This is a genomic window from Flavobacterium zhairuonense (assembly GCF_004352915.1).
In the GTDB taxonomy this organism is placed as follows: domain Bacteria; phylum Bacteroidota; class Bacteroidia; order Flavobacteriales; family Flavobacteriaceae; genus Flavobacterium; species Flavobacterium zhairuonense.
Genome location: NZ_SJSY01000071.1, coordinates 157,478 through 178,188, shown reverse-complemented (window position 1 = coordinate 178,188; position 20,711 = coordinate 157,478). Strand labels below are relative to the sequence as shown.

19 protein-coding genes are annotated in these 20,711 nt (G+C 29.7%); all 19 read right to left on the bottom strand.

Features of this window, described 5'->3' with window-relative positions; all coding sequences use genetic code 11:
• Window positions 1-2 precede the first annotated feature (2 nt).
• A complete protein-coding gene (locus EYY60_RS09780; RefSeq protein WP_132989168.1) occupies window positions 3-1,397 on the bottom strand; it encodes a glycosyltransferase family protein in 1,395 nt (464 codons plus the stop codon).
• Between the two features lie 21 nt (window positions 1,398-1,418).
• On the bottom strand, window positions 1,419-2,294 hold the full coding sequence (locus tag EYY60_RS09775) for an N-acetylneuraminate synthase family protein (RefSeq protein WP_132989167.1): 876 nt from the start codon (window positions 2,292-2,294) through the stop codon (window positions 1,419-1,421).
• Between the two features lie 59 nt (window positions 2,295-2,353).
• Window positions 2,354-3,508 carry an acylneuraminate cytidylyltransferase gene (locus EYY60_RS09770; protein ID WP_132989166.1) on the bottom strand — a complete coding sequence of 385 codons (1,155 nt, stop codon included), beginning with the start codon at window positions 3,506-3,508 and terminating at the stop codon, window positions 2,354-2,356.
• Window positions 3,509-3,548: 40 nt separating this feature from the next.
• Window positions 3,549-4,469 carry a glycosyltransferase family 2 protein gene (locus EYY60_RS09765; RefSeq protein ID WP_132989165.1) on the bottom strand — a complete coding sequence of 307 codons (921 nt, stop codon included), beginning with the start codon at window positions 4,467-4,469 and terminating at the stop codon, window positions 3,549-3,551.
• Window positions 4,470-4,657: 188 nt separating this feature from the next.
• Window positions 4,658-5,905, bottom strand: coding sequence for a glycosyltransferase family 1 protein (locus EYY60_RS09760; RefSeq protein ID WP_132989164.1), 1,248 nt, complete (start codon window positions 5,903-5,905; stop codon window positions 4,658-4,660).
• A gap of 20 nt (window positions 5,906-5,925) precedes the next feature.
• Entirely contained in the window at window positions 5,926-7,008 is a 1,083-nt protein-coding gene (gene wecB, locus EYY60_RS09755) for a non-hydrolyzing UDP-N-acetylglucosamine 2-epimerase (protein ID WP_132989163.1), read from the bottom strand.
• Window positions 6,998-7,939, bottom strand: a complete 942-nt coding sequence (locus EYY60_RS09750; RefSeq protein WP_132989162.1) for a glycosyltransferase family 2 protein — start codon at window positions 7,937-7,939, stop codon at window positions 6,998-7,000. Before EYY60_RS09750 ends, wecB begins: the two co-directional genes overlap by 11 nt.
• A complete protein-coding gene (locus EYY60_RS09745; protein WP_132989161.1) occupies window positions 7,940-8,779 on the bottom strand; it encodes a glycosyltransferase family 2 protein in 840 nt (279 codons plus the stop codon).
• A gap of 10 nt (window positions 8,780-8,789) precedes the next feature.
• Entirely contained in the window at window positions 8,790-9,962 is a 1,173-nt protein-coding gene (locus tag EYY60_RS09740) for a glycosyltransferase (RefSeq protein WP_132989160.1), read from the bottom strand.
• A 108-nt stretch (window positions 9,963-10,070) separates the two neighbouring features.
• The gene (locus EYY60_RS09735; protein ID WP_132989159.1) at window positions 10,071-11,087 is read right to left on the bottom strand and encodes an acyltransferase; all 1,017 of its coding nucleotides are present in this window, start codon (window positions 11,085-11,087) and stop codon (window positions 10,071-10,073) included.
• A complete protein-coding gene (locus EYY60_RS09730) occupies window positions 11,084-12,106 on the bottom strand; it encodes a glycosyltransferase family 2 protein (protein WP_132989158.1) in 1,023 nt (340 codons plus the stop codon). Before EYY60_RS09730 ends, EYY60_RS09735 begins: the two co-directional genes overlap by 4 nt.
• The gene (locus EYY60_RS09725; RefSeq protein ID WP_132989157.1) at window positions 12,103-13,020 is read right to left on the bottom strand and encodes a glycosyltransferase family 2 protein; all 918 of its coding nucleotides are present in this window, start codon (window positions 13,018-13,020) and stop codon (window positions 12,103-12,105) included. The genes EYY60_RS09730 and EYY60_RS09725 overlap by 4 nt, the downstream gene beginning before the upstream one ends.
• A 12-nt stretch (window positions 13,021-13,032) precedes the next feature.
• Window positions 13,033-13,950, bottom strand: coding sequence for a glycosyltransferase family 2 protein (locus tag EYY60_RS09720; protein WP_132989156.1), 918 nt, complete (start codon window positions 13,948-13,950; stop codon window positions 13,033-13,035).
• Window positions 13,947-15,041: a glycosyltransferase WbsX family protein gene (locus EYY60_RS09715; RefSeq protein ID WP_132989155.1), complete on the bottom strand. Its 1,095-nt coding sequence runs from the start codon at window positions 15,039-15,041 to the stop codon at window positions 13,947-13,949. The genes EYY60_RS09720 and EYY60_RS09715 overlap by 4 nt, the downstream gene beginning before the upstream one ends.
• A complete protein-coding gene (locus EYY60_RS09710) occupies window positions 15,034-16,173 on the bottom strand; it encodes a glycosyltransferase family 4 protein (protein ID WP_132989154.1) in 1,140 nt (379 codons plus the stop codon). Before EYY60_RS09710 ends, EYY60_RS09715 begins: the two co-directional genes overlap by 8 nt.
• Window positions 16,170-16,880, bottom strand: coding sequence for a CatB-related O-acetyltransferase (locus EYY60_RS09705; RefSeq protein ID WP_132989153.1), 711 nt, complete (start codon window positions 16,878-16,880; stop codon window positions 16,170-16,172). Before EYY60_RS09705 ends, EYY60_RS09710 begins: the two co-directional genes overlap by 4 nt.
• Window positions 16,881-18,260, bottom strand: a complete 1,380-nt coding sequence (locus EYY60_RS09700; RefSeq protein WP_132989152.1) for a hypothetical protein — start codon at window positions 18,258-18,260, stop codon at window positions 16,881-16,883.
• A 217-nt stretch (window positions 18,261-18,477) separates the two neighbouring features.
• Window positions 18,478-19,677, bottom strand: coding sequence for an ABC transporter ATP-binding protein (locus EYY60_RS09695; RefSeq protein WP_132989151.1), 1,200 nt, complete (start codon window positions 19,675-19,677; stop codon window positions 18,478-18,480).
• Between the two features lie 2 nt (window positions 19,678-19,679).
• On the bottom strand, window positions 19,680-20,525 hold the full coding sequence (locus EYY60_RS09690) for an ABC transporter permease (protein ID WP_132989150.1): 846 nt from the start codon (window positions 20,523-20,525) through the stop codon (window positions 19,680-19,682).
• Between the last annotated feature and the right edge of the window lie 186 nt (window positions 20,526-20,711).

The following is a 20,711-nucleotide window of genomic DNA, read 5'->3' as shown; positions in this document are numbered from 1 at the left end:
AGTTATGGAAGCATTTGATTAAAAACTTCCCACATTTTTTTTGAAGCCAGTGCAGGTACTTCTCCAGCCACCGTAGTAAACCATTTTTTACATTCTGCTACATTAGAAACTTCATTACTAATAACTTTTTTAACTTGTTCTTTTAGTTGTTTTTTACCAGTACAAAAAACAGCCGCTTCCTTGCTCGGCATGGATCTGAAATGCACATAATCATAATTTTGTCCTATATCTCGGATTCCCTTTTTTAATTGTGGCTGTTCATAATTCAAGTAAATACAAGGCTTATTATGCATAACAAAATCAAAAATGGTAGTCGAACAAATATTTACAACCATTTCACTATGCTCACAAATATTATACAGCAATTGTGCATCTTCTGGAAGAGGCATTAAATCGCCAACACCATTAATTTTTTCCCATAAAGGGTCAATTACGTTTACTACATCTTTATTTTGCTCTAAAACGAGATTATATCTATCAGAACTGTCAAAAGGGCATCTTCTATAAATAACTCCTAGATTTTCTCCTTCCTGATTTAAACTTCTTACTGCATTAATTAAATCTTCCAAATAATACTGATCTAATGGAGAGGTGGTGAAATCATCTCCAGAATAACAAACGTATTTTTTAGTCAAATCCAAACTATGCTCCTTAAAAAAAGCTTCTCTAGATAAAGCTAAACTTTCATCGAAATGAGGCTCAAATTGGGGAGTTCCTGTTACAAAAACCTGATTCCCTTCTATTATTGGATAATACTTTAGCAATTCATTTTTCATCAAATCGCTCCAAACCATATAATAATCAGCCTCATAAACATTCATAGCCTTAGGAACATTATCCCAGGATTGTATAAAACAAACTGTTTTTATTCCTAAATCTCTTGCTGCCAAAATTGCACTAATTGCTTGTGAATTTCTTTGGTTAGAGCAAAATACAATTTCTGGCTTATTTTCCAACAATTGTTTCTTGTAAGACTCATAACGAGAATTTTTTCGTTCTTGATTATTAATTTTTTTTATTAATCGAGTCAACCCTTTTCGCGAAGCATAAAGTTGAATTAATAGAAGTATAAAAAGACTTGTAAGTGATTTTTTTACTCCTTTAAAACTGAAAGGAAATTTGTATTTATCATAAACTGAGTCATTAAATTCTTTTTTCCAAAGGTTTAATTCAATATGTTTTTTTGCTCTTAAAAAAAGAGGTGTTAGTGGTCGAACCTTTCCACTCTGAATTTTCAACTCTTTAAATCCTAAATTTTCTTGAATCGGGAAATTACTTGCATTCCAATATATTATCTCAAAGCCCGATTCATCACCTATACCCTTAAATGAAGAGTAGGCAAAATTTCTTAATCCTCCTCCATCAGGAAAGAAAACCATTATTTTTTTTGAAGACATGTAAAATCTTTAACTCTGAATTTAAACTTTTTGGTTTTTTAATTTTTCCCTTTGTACTTGTTCAATAGGTAAAACATCTTGTCTTTTAAAGGTCAAGGCTTTATTAACCGCTTTCAAGTCGCGAACAAGTTTACGCAAACCTTCTGGTTCTAGTGAAGCTGCGTGATCGGTACCTTTCCATGTTCGATCTAGGGTGTAATGTCTTTCAATGATATTCGCTCCTAAAGTGTATGCGGCTACATCTACTGCAATTCCTAAATGATGTCCAGAAAAACCAATATGCTTTACATTTTCTTCATATTTTGCCTTTAGTAAATTAATATCCAACAAACATACATCTTCGAATGGAACAGGATAGCCTGAAGTACAGTTATACAGAACTAGATCTTGATTACGATTTTTCTCAACAAAAAAGTTTACTAAATCGTCCGTTTCAGATTTTGTTGTCATTCCTGTTGAAATATGAATTTCGCCGCGGTAGTTTTCACACAACCAAGACAACATATCGTAATTATTATTACATGCCGACGGAATTTTAATAAAATCTGGCTGTAAAGAGGCTATTTCCTTTGCAGAAGTCAAATCCCATACGGAAGTAGAATATGTAATTTCTAAAGATTCACAATATTCTTTCAACTCAGCATGTTGCTCGAGATTAAATTCTAAATATTCGCGGTGTTCTCCATAAGTTTGTCCGTATGAATTTGCTGGATTAGGATGTGGTGCATTGTATTGTGCTTCAGTTAACAATTCAACATTATTTCGCTTCTGAAATTTTACTGCATCAGCTTGACAATAAATTTTTGCCATGCGTATTAATTCTTTTGCAATCTTTAAATCTCCTTTATGGTTACATCCAATTTCTGCAATTACATATGGGGCTTTGTAATTTTTCATTTCTTTATTTTATTTTAATTTTTAATTTTTAATTTTTAATTTTCAAATGAGAAAATTAATCAATACCTGACATTGTATTTCATAATCCATTCGCATACTTCTCGAATTGCTCCTGCACCTGAAATATTGGTTAATACTAAATCAGCGTTTTGTTTTATGGCATCAACGGCATTAGCAGGAGCAAATGACCATCCCACGCTACACATATTAGCCATATCATTTACATCATCACCCACATAGGCTAGTGCGCCTCTTGGAATTTCTCCCATCTGCAAATAATGCTGTAAAAAACTATATTTATCTTTTACTCCTAAAAATGTGTCTTCAATTTGTAACTTTCTCATACGTTGTGCCACTAATTCAGAATTTTCTGAAGTCAAAACGATTACTTTAACATTATTTTGACGAAGTATTTCTAATCCCATACCATCTCGCATGTCAAACACCTTAAAGTCTTCACCATTTTTATCGTAAGCTACACGTCCATCAGTAAATACGCCATCAACATCCAAAACTAAATAGTTAATACGTTTTTGTTGTTTCTCGCGTTTCAAGCGTTGCACTAGTAAATTTTCAACAATAAACCAATCTGTCATTGAGTCTATTTCAGTTAAACTATCTTCAGACATCTCCACAAGGCCAATACTGCCGCTCACTCGATTTTTTGTTTCTAAAAAAGCTTTTTTGGTCGTCGCATAAATAGCGCCATTTTCTATTAACAATCCTTCAAAATCCTGACGTCTTGGTCGTTCAAAGACATTGTAGTTTTGAGGTGTTCCATTTGCATTCCAAGTAAATCGATGTGTATTCACTACTGTTAAAGCTGAGTCTCGGCCAGCAATCACTTCTTTCAAAACAGCATTGATATCCGTAGAACGAGTAAAAGGAGATGTTGCTTGCAATAAACATAGAATTTCAAAATCAGTTGTTAGATTTTCTACAAACTCAATCATCCCACTTTCTGTAGAAGCAGTATCATTTGCATTTTTTTCCGAACGTAAAACTGTTTTTACTTTTGAACTCCAAGCGTATTCCCGATTGACATAGTTAATAATTTCGACATCATCAGTAAATACAAAAACCTCATCTAAATTGGAAAAAATAGCCTCAGAAAGCACCCAAGAAAATAAAGGGCGCCCAACTAATTTCTTTTTATTTTTTCCTGGTATTCCCTTTGATCCTTTACGAAGCGGAATGATGGCAATTTTTTTCATTGGCAAATTCTATATGTTTTTTCAAAAGCAAAATTAAACTTTAATTGCATATTTTTTCATGTTCAGGCCTCCAATACAATTTTGTATCAGATAATTTCATAAATTGATCAAATTCTGCTCTAGTTAGTCTATTACTCTGCTTAGCTAATCTTACCAAATTATAAATCAAATCTAACAATGCTCTTAAAATAGCATACAAAGCTTTAAAATCGCCTTTAAATACTTTTGTTTTAAACTGTATCCATAAAGTATATAAAAAACGTTTGGGAATTTCATTTAGAGGATAAAATAAAAAATATAAATACCAACCTGCTCGCAGAGATCTTCTCAAACGGATGCTGTAATCTTTATTTTTTTTCCTCCCTTTCACATCAACTCTATGATTAATCAACACTTCTGGAAGATAATAAACTTCCCATTTTTTTTTAAACATTTGATATGACGCAAAATCTTCTTCTCCATAAAATACAAACCAAGAAGGATAATTAGGTATATCTTTCCAAGCGTCCATGCGCCAAACGTGCCCACAGCCAACAAAACTTTTCACTCGATACGAAAACTCATTTGAATAAATTATTTCAGGTTCACGTAAATCCCAAAAAATCCTAAAACTAAGCAAAGCTACTTTTGGGTTATTATTAAAAGCATTCTCAATAATTTCTAGAGGATCCTTAGTAATAAAATGAGCATCGTCATCAAGAGAAATTGCATATTGTGTGGTCACCAAATTCAGCAGTCTATTTCGACTATAAATCAACCCTTTACTTTCTGAATTTTTAATCAATTGAATATCAGGAAAGTTACTTTGCACATATTTTGATGTTCCGTCTGCAGAACCATCATCACAAATCATAACATGAACATCACCTCTTGTAAGTAAAAATTTTAATTTTTCTAAAGTGACTTTCAAATCTTCCAATCGATTTTTAGTTGTGATAACAATTGTAAATTTATATTGCATTTTCTAAATCGTATTTGACATTTACTTAATAAATAACCGATAGTTACATATTTTATCAAAATTAATTGTTCTTATTATTTGACCTCAATTCTATTTTACAATAATTAGAAGCTAGAAAGGCTTTGAAATTTTAATAAAGTCTTCTTTTCTTTCTTTATTTCAACAAAAAAAGAATCTATTTAAAAAAGCTAATTTGGAAATACTTTTTCTAGATAATCAGCTGACAAATATTCTATCAAATCTGCTCTATTCAAGTTTAAATTATCCGGATTTTGTTTCCATAATTGATATAGATTTTCAATGATTTCTGCAATCTTTTCTACATGATCAGTTTCTGCCCAATAAGGATAATTATCGCCCAATAGTCGTCTTGTCTCACTGTAATAAGGGGCTAGAGAAAGTATGACTTTGTTGGCTTCTACGCAATGCGGAAATTTCCCAGGAAGAAATGGACTAATCTCTGATTTTGATTCCAAAATAATATTTACAGAAACCTGTTGTTGAAGCTGATATACAACGTCAAAAGATACATTTCCATTAGAGACATAGAGTTCTGGAATATTTGCTTTATATTTTTCAAGCATCTCTTCAAAATATGAAGCGTGCCCTAGCAACAGTAGTCTTGATAATTCTCGAGCTTTTGGATTTTTATGCAAAAACAATTTAAATCCTTCAATCAAACCTTCAGGAGAACGTTGTTTCATTAAATTTCCTGCATGCAATAAATTAAATTTTGATGCTTCAAAATAGTCTGGCAAATCTTGATTTTGAATATTTTGCTCGGCATTTTGATGAGGTATTACAATACCAGTTTTTTGGAAATTGGGAAAATAACTAGACATCCATTCTTTTAATAAGAAACTTGGAAAAATACTAAATTTTGCTTTTTCAGAAACCTTTAAAAAAAATCGTTCTTTTTGACGAAATCCTGGTTGGATCCAATTATAAGGCCGTGGATAATAATGAAATGGAAAAGGATCATGCACATAAGCCATCCATTTATCATGAAATTCAGGAATACCTAACATGGCATAATGAGGCTTAAAACTAGCTCCTTTACTTAAAGTCAAAATCAAATCATAATTATCTATAATCTCTTTTTTCAATGTTTTTTTTATACTTTGTGTATCATTAAAAAAGGTAAAAGAAAATCCAAACCAACTTTCTAAATAGGGATTCAAACTAATTTTTGTAATCCGAGTAAAAACTCTTTCTGTTCTACTCAATAAATATAGAAGTGAAAATTTTCGTTCTTTTATTTTAACACATTGAACACCCTCTAAAAAAATTTCTTTTGGTGTATAATGAAGTACTTTCAGATCAAATCCTGATTTTATCAGATTATTAATCAATGCCACACGCCCTTTTGACCCACTACTATCATTAATATCAATAGATTCTGAAATCACTAATATCCTTTTGGCTTTAATATCCATCAAATTAAGAGATTATAAATTTAATTTTTGCGGATAATGTCGATTATCCTTTCTGCAGTTTTTCCGTCCCATAATTCTGGTATAGTACCCTTTTTCCAATTCCCTGCAAATAGTTTTTCTAAAATAGGTTTAATTGCATTTGGATTAGTCCCAATCAATTCATTTGTACCTACCGTTATAGTTTCTGGTCGCTCTGTATTATCTCTTAAAGTAATACAAGGAATTCCCATTACAGTTGTTTCTTCAGTGATCCCGCCCGAATCGGTAATTACGGCTTTGGCATTTTTTACCAAATAATTAAATTGTAGATATCCCATTGGCTGAACTAAATAGAGATTTTTATGATCTATCCCTAATTTATCTATCACTTTTTGAGTTCTAGGATGTACCGGAAAAACGACTGGTAGATTATTTGAATTTGCTAAAATTTGCTCTAGATATCCTTTTATTTTTTCATCATCATCCACATTTGATGGCCTATGAATTGTAAGTAATAAATAATTCCCTGCATTTAGATTAATCGAATCCCAAAAATCAGGTTTGACAAATTTTAATTTAAACTTTTCAAGAGTATCGATCATGGTGTTGCCAACAAAAAATATTTTCTCAGATGCAACTCCTTGCGCAATTAAATTTTTATTTGCTGTAACCGAAGTAGTAAAAAAATAACTAGTAATACTATCGGTAACTATTCGATTTATTTCTTCTGGCATTGACCAGTCGTTTGATCGAATTCCAGCTTCTACATGTGCTACTTTTACTCCCATTTTAGCCGCTACAATAGAGCATGCCATTGTTGAATTGACATCACCAACAACGAGACAAATATTTGGCCTAAAACTTTCGTTTAATAGTTTTTCATAACGTACCATTATTGCCGCTGTCTGTTCGGCTTGACTTCCTCCTCCAACTTCTAAATTATGGTCTGGTAACGGAATATTTAATTGTTCAAAAAAAGTTCCACTCATATTCGCATCATAATGTTGACCTGTATGGATAAGCCTATATTTTATTTCTGAATTTTTTAAATCTTTAATTGCTGAAATAATGGATGCTATCTTTATAAAATTTGGTCGTGCTCCTGCTATAATATCAATTTCCATATTGAGGCTTTATTAACTTTTTATAAAATTTATGCATACGAATTTTAAACGGTAAAATTCGGTAAATAATTACCCATTTTGACTTCTTAAGAAAATTTAATTTGCTAGCGTTAAGTATTTTTGAAAACAATTTAAATTTCTTGTAGGACAAAGCTAGTTGAACAAAATATCTCATTAGTGAATCATTTAATAGATTCTTGGACTCTAAATTTTGAACCACTAATAAAATTGCCTCCTGTTTTGATTCAACGCGTATCGGATTATTCCTATAAAACTCAGCTGTATTGGAATTAGAATGTTTTCGTCCATAAAACAAACATTTTTCGATAGAAATTCCTCGATAACCAGATGAAATAATTCTGGAATACAACTCCCATTCTTCAGCATACATTAAATGTTCTACAAAACGATTCTTTTCAAAACATTCTTTCTTCCACATTACTGCGCAGGAATTAAAGGGAAGCTCATTTTTCAGCATTTTGTCGAGATATTTTACATCTACATAAAAAGAATCATAATCTTTCGAATAGTCAAAATCATAATCAAATTTTTCAAAAAAAACGTTCCGAATGTAACGGCAAAAGTAAATATCCGTATTTTCTAATTCTCGAACACATAATTCTAAATTTTGCGGATGTACAATATCATCATCATCAAAGAAAATAATTCTCGATCCTTTAGCTAGATCTAGTCCATAATTTCTGCATCCAGGCAAGCCTTTTTGGTAAGTATCTGGGCGTTTTAAGAATTTAAAACGTAAATCTTCATTTAAGATTTGATCGATAACTTCGCTGGTATTATCATTCCCGCCGTCATCAATGATCAAACATTCCCAATTTAAATAGGTTTGTTTTTGTATTGATTCTAATGTTTCAACAATAAAATGCGCCCTATTGTAGGTCGCCATAATAATGGTTACTTTTGGTTGCATTTATTTAAAAAATAATTTTATAATTCTAAAAGGTTTGAGTACAAAAGTCCCTATTTTGTAATCTATTGAATTCATTTTCTTTTTTTTCTCAATCTCCTCTTTTTGAACTAACTTTAGAAGATAATCGGTATATAGTTCAAAATTCTCTATATATAAAGTTTTATTTTTATTAAAAACATACGCTAATAATTCATATTTTTTTGAATTTGCTATACTTGTTGTCGAATAATTTCTTTTCCTATATGTGTATAATGGCTCTGGAATTACCACGGCTTGACCGCCATTTTTTAAAAGTCGAATAAAAAATTCCCAATCCTCAAAACCATTACGCATGTCTTCATCATAACCACCACATGCATTCCAATCTGCCTTTTTAAACATTGATGTCCCTAAGGCACTATTTCCAAATATAAAATCAGTTATCCCTCCTCCATTTGGAGTGAATATTCTTGACGATCCATCTTTGAAAAGCAAATTAGCTTGACAGGTTACCAATTTAGCATCTTCACTATTTAAAAAGATTTCCATTGCTTTTTGGCAAAAACTCAGGTCAAAAAAATCATCACTATCTAATACCAGAATGTATTTTCCCTCTGAAGCTTCGATACCTATATTTCTTGCTTTACTTTGTCCCTGATTTTCTTGAGTAATCAGCTTTGTGATTTTTGGTTCAAGTCTTTTCAAAACCTCTTTAGTATCTAAATTTGAACCATCGTCAACAACTATAACCTCTTTGTTTAAATGTGTTTGATTTAATGCTGAATTTATAGCTTGCTCAACATATCGATAGTCGTTATAACAAGGGATTATGATAGAAATTAAAGAACTATTTTTTTGCATAAGTTTTAAATCAATTTTTCATCTTTTTACTTATTATTTTTTCAAGTCTATGCACATATGATTCTACATCATACTTTTTTATTTTCATTAAATTTAAATCTCCTTCAATCTTTCTTAAACTATCCGAAGCAATTAATTTATTTAGTTTTTCAAATAATATTTCCTCATTGTTATCAATTAAGAATTCAGATTCCCCTAATAATTGGACACAGCCCGGATGGTTTGTAGTTATTACCGGCAATCCGTATAACATATATTCCATAACTGCATTTGGCATACCTTCAATCCTTGAAACTAAGACGCCTATGTCAATACAACTTAATATATCAGTAACCTTTTCTTCTGACAATAAAGAGACATTATTTTCTAAGCAATTGTTTTTAACAATATTTAATAGATTATCAAATTTTGTCTGTGTTGCGCTTGTATTAAATCGATTACCTAAAAAAACTAAATGAATATTTTTATGAATTTCATTTAATTTAATAAACGACTGTAATAAAAGTTCATGAAATTTTTCTTCGCGATAATGTGCAACCATTCCAATTACAATTGCATTTTCTTGAATATTATATTTCCTGCGTAATAATTTTTTGTCTCCAATTTCTTTTGTCAAAGATAGATATTGAGGAAGTATATTTAATTTTTCCCTATTTATAGAATAAGGTGAGGTAAACATCTCTAAACAATTTGATGCATTGCCAATCACAAGCGGTATATTATTAACAGCAATTTTTTCAAAAATGTCTAAACTTAGGGTATCTAGTCCTAATTGGTGCCAAAAAGTAAATTTAACAGAAGGTATAAGCTTGTATAAGTAGTAAGAAATTTTGGAAGGAAAATTTAAAAACGGAATAATAATTTCAGGATTGTATTTTTTTACTTCTTTTCTCAGGCGTATTAAATATTCTATTGACCATTTTAATCGCTTTATATTTAATATTGAAAACTCCTTTTTTAAAATAAGATAGGGAGGACCAAAGTACAAAACATTATTAATGCCACATTCTTTTACATAATCATCAAATTCAGCTGTTGTTTCGCTGGAAAAAGTTAAAAGCAAATCGACATTACAATTATATTCCTTTGAGAGGTATTTTCCTAATCCTAAAGCCTGCCTTTCAGCTCCTCCTAATGCACCTTGATGAAGAACCAATAATATTCTTTTACCTGCTAATCGCATCTACCTTCAATTTATTTCTTTATTATTAAAGCACTAGTTTTGATATCTAACTATGCTTTTTTAATCTGCAACTCATTTTTAACGATCATAATTTCTCTAATTATTTTTTCAAACAATTAAGTATCCATACCTTAATTGTTTGAAACAAAAGGTTATCACACTACAAACAAAAAAACATACAAATGCAAGCATCAAAATACTTATTACTGGACTGGCTGTATATACATTAAAACCAATTAAATTAAATTCATCCAAAACTAATGGATGCATTAAATAAATGCCAAAACACAATTGATTTAATCGTTCTACAAATAAATGAATATTTTTATTTGAACTATGTGCTTTATTAAAAAGCATAAATAATCCTGAACTAACCAAAAATGTATTTAGAGACAAATGCTCATAAAAATAATAATAGGGTTCAGAATTCAACACTGTAAAATGACATGTTCCTAAAAATGTAATGGTAAGGCCTAAAATAATAAACGAAATAGGAACTACTATTTTAAATTTAAACATCGATAAATAATAGCCTAAAATGAAATAGCCAATATAACCAGAAAAATAAACCAAATTAATTTTCGGAAAATAAATTTTTAAATTCGGGATTGTAAGAGTCACAGTAAGTAACCAAATAATTAATACATATTGTATCTCTTTATTAGAAGCATTTTTTATCCATTTTCTCAAAATTGGTACCATTAAATAAACCCCTAATAAAGCAAATATAAACCATAAATGATACTTTGAACCATAAAAAACATCTTTTACAACTTTAACTAAATTGAACGAGTCTTCTCCAAATAAATAACGATTTAAAAGACTATAAATCGTTGACCAAATTATAAATGGCGGAAGTATCTTGCCCAATCTTTTCTTCAAAAAATCAATTAGTTCATAATCTCTCCCCAATAATAAAGCACCGCTGATCATAAAAAACATAGGGACAGAATATCTGCTGATACTGTCAAAAAAATTAGCGACATTCCAATCAAAAAAGGAAATTTGACCATATTTTGTAACTAAAGATGCTGAAACATGAATAAGTATAACGGAGAAAGTTGCCATTATTCTTAAAAAAGACAATCCAAATTGTGTTTCGAAAGAAACATTTTCATTCTTCATTTTAATAATTTTGTTTTTAAATACTCTCTAGATTTAATTTTTAAAATATATGAGATATCCTGTAAAGACAATTCAAACAAAGCCTTTGTTCTCCATTTTTTTGTAATTCCGATTGAAGTCTTTTTAAAATAAAGAGAAAACAGAATCGATCTCTTTAAAATTTTCAAAACTTTCTCTAGTTCAATTGGAGAATAAATTTGAGTTTTTTTGTTTAAAAATTTTAAATTGTTTAGCCATTTTAAAAACAATTTCAAGTCTTTTAATTCAATAGGTTTATCCAATAATAACATTTTTACTATTACAACATCACTAAACAATTTAGTGTCATATTGCAATTTTTTAAATAAAAACAATTTTATACCTATATCGCCTTGTATTTGTATTGATTTATAACGAGTAGATACTTGTGACTCATGAACTCTATAATTATACAACACCTCCTGTATATTATAAAATTTTCCTGACCAAGCCACCTTTGACCAGAAGTCATAATCCTCAACATGTAATTTTGTTTTATCAAAAATATAATCTCGACACCATGATCTTTCAAGCATAACACTGCATAACGACATTGAACATGATAAAAGAAGTCTGGAAACTATTTCGTCATGACTTTTTTTATACTTTATTATCTTATTCGAACAATCAAACTCTTGAAGCCAGCTGCCACATGCTTTAATATCATGATTATTTTCTAAAATTTCTAATTGTTTTTGAAATCTATCAGGCCAACTAATATCATCACCGTCCATACGCGCAATATATTTTCCTTTAGCTTCTCTAAAACCAATATTAAGACTATCAATAAGTCCTTTATTTTGCTGCTTAAGTATTAGCTTAATCCTTTTATCTCCAATGCTATCAATTATTTTAACGGTATCATCAATAGAATGGTCATCAATAATAATTATCTCAAAATCCTGAATGGTTTGAGTCAAAATAGAATTAACAGCATCTTCAATATACATCGCACAGTTGTATACTGGTAGAACAACTGATATTAAAGGTCCTCCACTCATACTCGTCCAAGTATTAATAATAATAAACTTTTAAATTTTAATTTAAACTCATGAAATGGATCTGCTAAAAAAGCTTTTATTAAAAAATAAAACTTTGATTTATATTTCGTTGAGAATTTCAATTTAACAAATCTTGACAGATAATAATTGGAACGATATACCCTAATATATTCGCTTGTAAAATTATCTATTTCCATTTTTTGTTTTTTTCTTCTTTTATAAGCCTTATTTATAGCATAAAAATGCCAATATTCTGCTTTATATAAATTATCATTACAGGATATACTGTTTTTGTGGACCCTATAGCTATACAATACTTTATCGACAAAGGAATGACTCCCCGTCTCTTCAAGTTTATAATATAAATCTTGATCGACCGCCCTTTTCATCTCGCTATCTATACCGGGGGAATCTAAATAAAAACTTTTTTTGAATGTTGCAAAATGTGTTAATGCTCCTTTAGCATAAGTAAGATATGATTTATTTGAAGGCACAAAAGATCCATATTTACTAGCTTCTTTAAAATTCATTTCTAAGTCTACGAACTCGTATTTTGAAGTAATAATAGCTGCTTTTAAAATTTTTATATGCTCTGATACCATGACTTCTAGAGCATTTTCTTTCAATGCATCATCAGGATCTAAAAATCCTAAAATTTCTCCCTGTGCTAGTTGTGCACATCTGTTTTTTGTATAGCCACAACCTTTATTATTTTTGTTCTCAAATAATTTAAAACGACTATCATCTCCTGTTATCTGTTTTATTATTTCAACTGAATTATCAGTCGAAGCGTCATCTACAATAATTACTTCCCAATTATAATAAGTCTGATTTAATATACTTTCATAACAGTCCTTAAAAAAATGACCATTATTATAATTTGCTACTAATATTGAAAAAAGAGGATTCTCCATTATTTAACTCGTTTAATTTAAAAATGATAAATTGGAGTTCCTACTTTCGTTTCTTCTGCTTATTATACCTTTTTTATCCAAACTATTTAATATTTGTATCTGTACTTTGATTTTCAAAAAAAGTTTAAACCTAAAAGACAACAGAGCTCTAGCAGCAAATTTATAGAGTTTTTTATTTTCCAATTCAAATGAAAATTGATTGAAAGGATTAGAGGCCTTCAATAAAATTTTTCTCTTATAAATTAATTGTGAATCATGGAAATAAACACTTTTGTTTACTTCGTCCCTATCATGAAATAACTCTGTTATGGCCAAAATCCCCACTTTCATTCCATGAAAATGCACTCGTTCTACATAATTATCATCTTCACCATAATGAAAAAAGGAAGGATTAAATCCGCCGACTAATTCTATACACTTACGTGACAATAACCAACCTGCTGCATTAACAAAACTCACTTGATAAACATTTGGTTGTATTTTATTTAAATAAATATCTGAATACAATTTTTTGCATTGATACGGAATAATATAATTAGAAAAATTATAATCGAGCTCATCTCCTTTGCCATTCAAATGCATTGGGCTTATAATTCCATATTCAGGTTGCTTTTGTTGTGCACTTATTAATTTTTCGATGGTATCTGGTTGTACCCAAGCATCTTGATTCAATAAAAAAACGAAATCAGCATCATTATTATATGCTTTTCGGATACCTATATTATTTGCTGCTCCAAAACCCAAATTAGATGAACTTTGGACAAACATTATTTGCGGATATTTCGATTTTAAAATTTCTTGAAAACCATCTGTGGAGTTGTTATCTATAATCAGAATCTCAACTGAAATTGTACTCTGAATCAAACTGTCTAAACATTTTTCAATCCATTTTAAAGGATTATATGTCACTATGACAACTGCCGTTTTCATACTAGCGCTTCAAGATAAGATGTCCCCCATTTTTGGCAAGGCTCTAAATGATTCCCTTCTGCCCACTCATTCCATGCATTTATAAATACAAAAGAATCATCTAAACCTTCAAAATTTTTAGTTGTCGTTTTGTTTTTGTACCAATATTTAAATAATTCCGGAGTGCTATCATTAAGCATAATTGCATTCTGTCCACTTCGTCGAGATGAATTATCCCACATTGGGGTAACTCCCGGGTATACGCCTTTGGTTCTATTTTGAAGATCATACTCGATAAACTCTTTATAATCAACCCTAAAATCTTTATTCTTAACTTTACTTCTCCATTTGAATTTCTTGCGCAGTTTATTTTCAATACGTTTTACAAAACTTTTTTTTCTGTTTTCAATTTGGGTTTTAAAACTCTTCATTGATCTAGATAAAGGCTGAAATTCAATTATCGCATCAAAATCAAAGCTCAACAATTTTTCTTTATCCCATCCAATCCAACGTTCAAAACATCCCAAATAAAGTTCAATATTTTCCTTTCTTGCCTCCTCTCTAAAAATAGCAATAGTGTTTGCCATATCTGGAAACAAATCAGGTTTATAAAAAATAAAAAATGGTTTATTATTTACCCGTATATATCTTTCATCTTTAAAAAAAGACAATAAAAATTTTATATGTTCTCGATCGTCTTCTTCTGAATAATTCTGCTCTAATAAAATATCCTTTATGCTCCCATCCCAAGCTCTAGTCCAATTTTCATTTGCCCAACAGAACATAAACGGAAAATCTTCTTTTTGATTTTGCATTTTTCTGTCAATGGGTTCGTTCATAATACGTTTACCATTAAACCAATAATGGTAGTAACAAAATCCATAGACACCATATTGTTTAGCTAGATCTTCTTGAGCTAGACGTGCCTCTTCTAATCGCAAATCATAAAAACCTAAATCTGCTGGCAAATGAGGCTGATAATGTCCTTTAAATCTTGGTTGCGCCTTAGTTACATTAGTCCATTCTGTAAAACCTTTTCCCCACCATAAATCATTTTCAGGTATTGGATGAAATTGTGGTAGATGTATAGCTATGGGCTTAATTTTATTCATTTATTATCTTATTAAAAATATTTGAGATATTTTGTATGTAGCTATCTTTAGAAAAATATTTCATTGCTAATTTATAACCGTCATCTGAAGATTTTTTGTAACAATCAGAATTATTTATCAGATTATTCATTTTAACAGCTGCTTCATCTGCGTTATTATATAAAGACAATTCATAATTATCAATTAGAATTTCAGATGGCCCACCGCTATTTCTGGCTAATACTGGTATTTTATGACTCATTGCTTCTATTAATGTTCTTCCAAATGCCTCATCTTTAGAACAATTCATCAATATATCTATTTCTTTGTATATTTCTATATTAGGTATATATCCTAAAAAAGCTACAACATCTGTCAATTCATTATCCCTAATATAATCCTGCAATGATAAGTAATAATCGTGATTGGAAATAGCTCCGTAAATATTTAATCTTAAATTATTATTCTTTTCATAACATTTCTTAAATACTTGTATTGCAAAATCCTGTTTTTTAATACTCATTACTACTCCCACAATTCCAATCGTCATCAGATTGTTATTTTTTACTTTAAAAAAATCGTCCTTATGTTCAAGAACTCCATTGTATATAATTTCAGAATTAATTCGTTTTTTTCCTAACCAATGTGCTTTTAACAAATTAGTCGTAAAAATAGAAACTTTACTTTTTTTAATTTTATTTGCAAGTACCTTTCTTGATGGAATATATAAAATATTAAAATCCTTGTCGCCATATTCCCTAATATGCCAAACGTGAGGTTTTTTTATTTTTTTAGACAGATCATAACCAAGAGATAAGACCGAAGTATTTGTGTAGATGATATCTGGCAAAAAGTTTTTTGCTATCAAGAGCAGTTTTTTTTCTAACACTCTTTTACATCTATAATAACTTATTGTTAATTTTAAGTGATTAAGCAACGAAGAATAATTAAAATAACCGCATCTCGGCAGTTTTAATATTTCATAATTAATACCTATCCGATTCAATTCATCGACCATCATTCCGTTATCGGGCAGAATTACTAAAAAATCATAAACGGTCTTTAATTCTTCTAAAATGGTTACTAAAGAATGGGATGCTCCATTTAGATATTGTTCATGGGCTAGTACTAATATTCTAGGTTTATTAATCATTTTAAATTTTGCAATTTAGCCATCGTTAAATCGCCATAAAATAGGTCTTTATTTTTTTTAATTTTATCAATTTCCCAATTCCACCATTGAATTTGAAGCAGCTCATTTATAATATCTGGAGAAAATCTATATTTTAAAACCTTCGCAGGAGTTCCGCCTGCTATTGCATAAGGAGGTATATCATTTGTTACTACCGCATTTGCCGCAATTACAGCACCGTCTCCAATTTTTACCCCTGTTAGTATTGTTGAACCAGTTCCAATCCACACGTCATTTCCTATTTCAATCGCTCCTTTTGAAACAGCGTCTGCTCCATATTTATCATTGAAAATTCTATATTTTATAAAATAAGTTGTTGTACAATTAATATCATGATTATGTTCTTGAATATTTGTTCCTCGAGCGATAGAACAAAAATTCCCTATTGTTATTGGATAATCTAAAGCATAAAATTCTGTATTAGGCCCATTAACAGTAGTATTCGTGCCTATAACTATATTACCGTCAAATAGAACCTTATTAATCAAACTTCTAGCGCCAACTTTTACTTGTCCTCTTAATTCTGAAAATTGTACTTGTGCACTTCCATCAATTAACCCTAAGCACTGAACTTTTGATTCAATTATATTTTTTTCAATATCCTTTTTCTTAGGTTCACTAATTAAAGTTTTCTTAAATTTTCTATATAGGCTTTTAATTAATTTCATTTAATTAAAATTTTCTGTAATCAATTTATAAATATCTTTTTTCTCGGCTCTCGAATTTGATTTGTAATTTATCTTTTGTTCAAATATAAAATCTAAATCCTCTTGATCCTTTATAAATAAATATTTTTTTGTTGTGATTTCATTTTCATAACACAAATAACCTTTATCTCCATATATAATATTTGTTACATCAAAATATTCTGCTTCAATAGCAGAACCTGAAAAATTAGTTAAATGGTAATCTACAAAATTAAAAAGTTTGTACAAGGTTAATGAATTTGCTTTATCAATTTCTATTTGTTCTTTATATTTTAATTTAAGCATTTCGCATATTTCTTTATCTTGAGAGTAACGAGGATGCAATCTCAAATATAGCACAACATTAGGATGTCGATCTAAAGAATTGATTATATAATCTGGCAACCCAGTTCCTTGCAAAGTAACAAGTACCCTAATATGCGAGTCTGTCTTTATTTTTTTTATTTTTTTTGATAACTCTAAAGAAAGATTGCCCCCTATGATATAGTTTATCTTTTTTATATCCTGAAATTGTCCTTCTAAATATGCAGCATCACTCTGTCTCCAAGCCCAAATTTTTGAAGGAAAAAAATCTTTTCCACTTCCTTGCATGGCTTTCCAACTACTATAGGCAAAATGATTTGAAGTCACTTGACTGTGCTGATATTCTACTGTGGCAATATTTAACTGATTCGCTGCTCTAATAATGCTCATCATTGTATTGTTATAATAACAATATAACAGAATATTTTTCACATTACTTTTTTTCAAAATATTGAAATACGCAAAATACTCAGCTTGATTAGTAATAATATTTTCTACTAAATGATTGTACAGTTTAAAATCGATGCCGTATTGCTGCGTTAAAAAATCACAAAATTGCTTTAATTTAAATTTGATATCAGAATTTTTATTAAACTCATTTTTAACCAGCTCTAAATAGATTTTCCTTAAAATTTTTATATCATGACCGAGAAAAAAATCTTCTTTTTTAAAATCAAAAATGCAGTAATCAATTTTTAACTTTTCGAAACAGTCAATAAATGGGTCTGTATAAGGATTAATAAGAGCTGTTTCGTTATAAGCAGAATTAATTTTTTGATTAGAATCAGTAACAATTATATTTTTAATTGATTTACTTCTTTTAAAACTTTGTTTATAATATTTGAAACGTTCCTTCAAAGTTATTTTTAGTGGGACTTGAGAGAAACACTTGTTGCTGTCACTTAATTTAAAAATACCACAATTTTTTAAATGCACTTGATATGCCACCTGGACTTTTACCAGAGGCCACCAATTAATATCATAAAATAAAAATTCATGATTTTCAAACTCTTTAATAAAATCTTCGTGATTTAACATAATAATCTAAATACAAACTATATCTTCTTTTTAAAACATTGCTTTTATACCTTTAAAAACACTTATTAACATTAAAAGAAAATTAATTTTGAAGTTTTTGTAAATAATTTCTAAAAAACTTTTGATTTCAAAAAAGATTATAGAATCTTTTTTGAAATCCGTTTCAATCCAATTCTAGTCTGTATAAAAGCATGAACTATTTTAGAATGTTATAAAGCTAACTCCATTCACTGGGCAGTAAAAAATCAGCACCAATAGAAATAGTCGGTTTTACAATAAAGTGACCTATATTACTCTGTCTTAATATTTTTTTATTTGTATCTAGATTTATTACATGTATATGGATACTATATTTACCGTACTTCAAATACAAACCTTTAATAACGGTAGTCACTTTAATTTTTCCTTCAATCACTTTCCCTACAAAATTTACCGTATCTGAATCAACCTCTGCCAAAAGTTTATATTCAATATTAAAAAAACCTAGTCTAAATTTTAAATTTTCAATATCAGTATTAGCTTCTAATTCAAACTCAATTCTCAAATCTTCTCCATTTCTAATAGAAGTCTCGGTCACTTTTTCTGAATTTTCAATAAAATTAAATACTTTTAACTCTATAGATCCATCGCCAATTAATTGTTCGTCACTAGTTTGAAACTTAAAGAAGTACTTTTCAACTACCTCTCCAACATTTTTACTATAAAAATCTAATTTACCATGCTCTAACAACATTGCTTCATTACAAATTGTAGTGACTTGCGTCATTGAATGCGATACAAATATAACAGCAGAACTTGCCAACAATTCTGTAATTCTGTTCATACATTTTACTCGAAACCCCAAATCACCAACCGAAAGTACCTCATCTATAATTAAGACATCTGGCTCCATTTGAGCTGCTACTGCAAAACCTAAACGCACTTTCATTCCGCTGCTGTAATTTTGAACAGGCATATCAATAAACTCTCGAATTTCTGCAAAATCAATAATTTCTTCTACCTTAGAATCAATTTCTGCTTTTGAAAAACCTAAAACAGCTCCATTGTTATAAATATTTTCACGGCCTGTTAAAATAGGATTAAATCCAGCACCAAGTTCAATCAATGCGCAAACCCTACCTCTCATCGTTACCTTTCCTTCATCCGGATTGATTAGGCCATTCAATATTTTCAGTAAGGTAGATTTTCCTGCACCGTTATGTCCAATCAAACCAAGGCATTCTCCACGGCGCAATTCAAAACTAATATCTTTTACAGCCCAAAATTCCTTTAGTCGCAATGCTTCTGGATTTTCATTTTTATCCCCCAAAACATTTGAAAACAAATCCTTCACACCATACCAAAGACTAGTTTTTAAATCTTTGCAAAACTTTTTTGAAAGATTTTCGGCTTTTACTAAAACTTCATTTTCCTGCATAATTAAGCACTCATACGTTCAACAATTATTGGAATAGAAATTCGGTAAAAAACTAATCCCAAAAAAAATAGTGGAATACAAACTGCAAATATTCCAAAATAATAAGTGATATATTCAATATCTTGTCCAAACAATAAATTTCTTGTCGTTAACAATAATGGCGTTAATGGATTTGCTTCCATTAAAGTTTTCAACAATCCTGTTTTGGGAATTGCATATACTACGGGAGTTGCATACATCAAAAAGCTTAATCCCATACTAACTATTTTTGCAACATCATTATAGAGTATTCCAATTGGAGTGATAAACAAGCCTAAAGTCGTTCCAAAAAAAATAATTCCTAAAAATGCCGCTGGAAATAATAAAATAGAAGTATGGAAACCTACTCCATAAACTATTAAAAAAAACAAGAGCAAAAGTATTTTTGCAAAACTGTTTGATATTAATTTATAAACGCCTGACAGAATCAAAGCTTCTTTGGGAAAATTAATTTTAGAAAGTATTCCTCTTGCAGCATTTGTATTTGCCATAGGAGCATTAATAGATTCTATAATAATAGACCACAATAGGGTTCCAGAAAATACAAAAACAGGGTATGGGACACCAGTATCTGTTAATTGAACGGCTCCTGATTTACTTAAAATGATCCAAATCAAAGCTGTTGACAAAGGCGTTATAAAAGCCCAAAGAATACCTAGAAAAGATTGACGGTATTGTGCCTTAATATCGCGTACCGCTAATTGTTTTGCTAAAAAGCGAGAATTATAAATATCTTGAAGACTTTCTCGCACAAGTTTACCAATTTTTTTATTGTTTGCTTTTTGGTAAACTGTTGTTTTTAATTCCATTTAAGTAGGTTAGAATAATTGTTTATTTAATTATTTAATTTGGGCAAATATATTCATTCAAAAATGATTTTTTTTAATCTTAATATAATGAAATCTCATCAAGACATTTGTTCATCTCTTAATTAACAAGATTTTTACTCGTTTGAAAAATTCCTAAAAAGCAAAAAGGCGTTTTAAAAAAACACC

Coding starts and splice junctions, on each gene's coding strand:
- EYY60_RS09760 (WP_132989164.1), bottom strand. CDS start 5,905: ATGGATATTAAAGCCAAAAGGATATTAGTGATTTCAGAATCTATTGAT.
- EYY60_RS09735 (WP_132989159.1), bottom strand. CDS start 11,087: ATGAAGAATGAAAATGTTTCTTTCGAAACACAATTTGGATTGTCTTTT.
- EYY60_RS09725 (WP_132989157.1), bottom strand. CDS start 13,020: ATGGAGAATCCTCTTTTTTCAATATTAGTAGCAAATTATAATAATGGT.
- EYY60_RS09695 (WP_132989151.1), bottom strand. CDS start 19,677: ATGCAGGAAAATGAAGTTTTAGTAAAAGCCGAAAATCTTTCAAAAAAG.
- wecB (WP_132989163.1), bottom strand. CDS start 7,008: ATGGAAATTGATATTATAGCAGGAGCACGACCAAATTTTATAAAGATA.
- EYY60_RS09775 (WP_132989167.1), bottom strand. CDS start 2,294: ATGAAAAATTACAAAGCCCCATATGTAATTGCAGAAATTGGATGTAAC.
- EYY60_RS09715 (WP_132989155.1), bottom strand. CDS start 15,041: ATGAATAAAATTAAGCCCATAGCTATACATCTACCACAATTTCATCCA.
- EYY60_RS09770 (WP_132989166.1), bottom strand. CDS start 3,508: ATGAAAAAAATTGCCATCATTCCGCTTCGTAAAGGATCAAAGGGAATA.
- EYY60_RS09750 (WP_132989162.1), bottom strand. CDS start 7,939: ATGCAACCAAAAGTAACCATTATTATGGCGACCTACAATAGGGCGCAT.
- EYY60_RS09740 (WP_132989160.1), bottom strand. CDS start 9,962: ATGCGATTAGCAGGTAAAAGAATATTATTGGTTCTTCATCAAGGTGCA.
- EYY60_RS09780 (WP_132989168.1), bottom strand. CDS start 1,397: ATGTCTTCAAAAAAAATAATGGTTTTCTTTCCTGATGGAGGAGGATTA.
- EYY60_RS09720 (WP_132989156.1), bottom strand. CDS start 13,950: ATGAAAACGGCAGTTGTCATAGTGACATATAATCCTTTAAAATGGATT.
- EYY60_RS09690 (WP_132989150.1), bottom strand. CDS start 20,525: ATGGAATTAAAAACAACAGTTTACCAAAAAGCAAACAATAAAAAAATT.
- EYY60_RS09765 (WP_132989165.1), bottom strand. CDS start 4,469: ATGCAATATAAATTTACAATTGTTATCACAACTAAAAATCGATTGGAA.
- EYY60_RS09705 (WP_132989153.1), bottom strand. CDS start 16,880: ATGAAATTAATTAAAAGCCTATATAGAAAATTTAAGAAAACTTTAATT.
- EYY60_RS09710 (WP_132989154.1), bottom strand. CDS start 16,173: ATGATTAATAAACCTAGAATATTAGTACTAGCCCATGAACAATATCTA.
- EYY60_RS09745 (WP_132989161.1), bottom strand. CDS start 8,779: ATGCAAAAAAATAGTTCTTTAATTTCTATCATAATCCCTTGTTATAAC.
- EYY60_RS09730 (WP_132989158.1), bottom strand. CDS start 12,106: ATGAGTGGAGGACCTTTAATATCAGTTGTTCTACCAGTATACAACTGT.
- EYY60_RS09700 (WP_132989152.1), bottom strand. CDS start 18,260: ATGTTAAATCACGAAGATTTTATTAAAGAGTTTGAAAATCATGAATTT.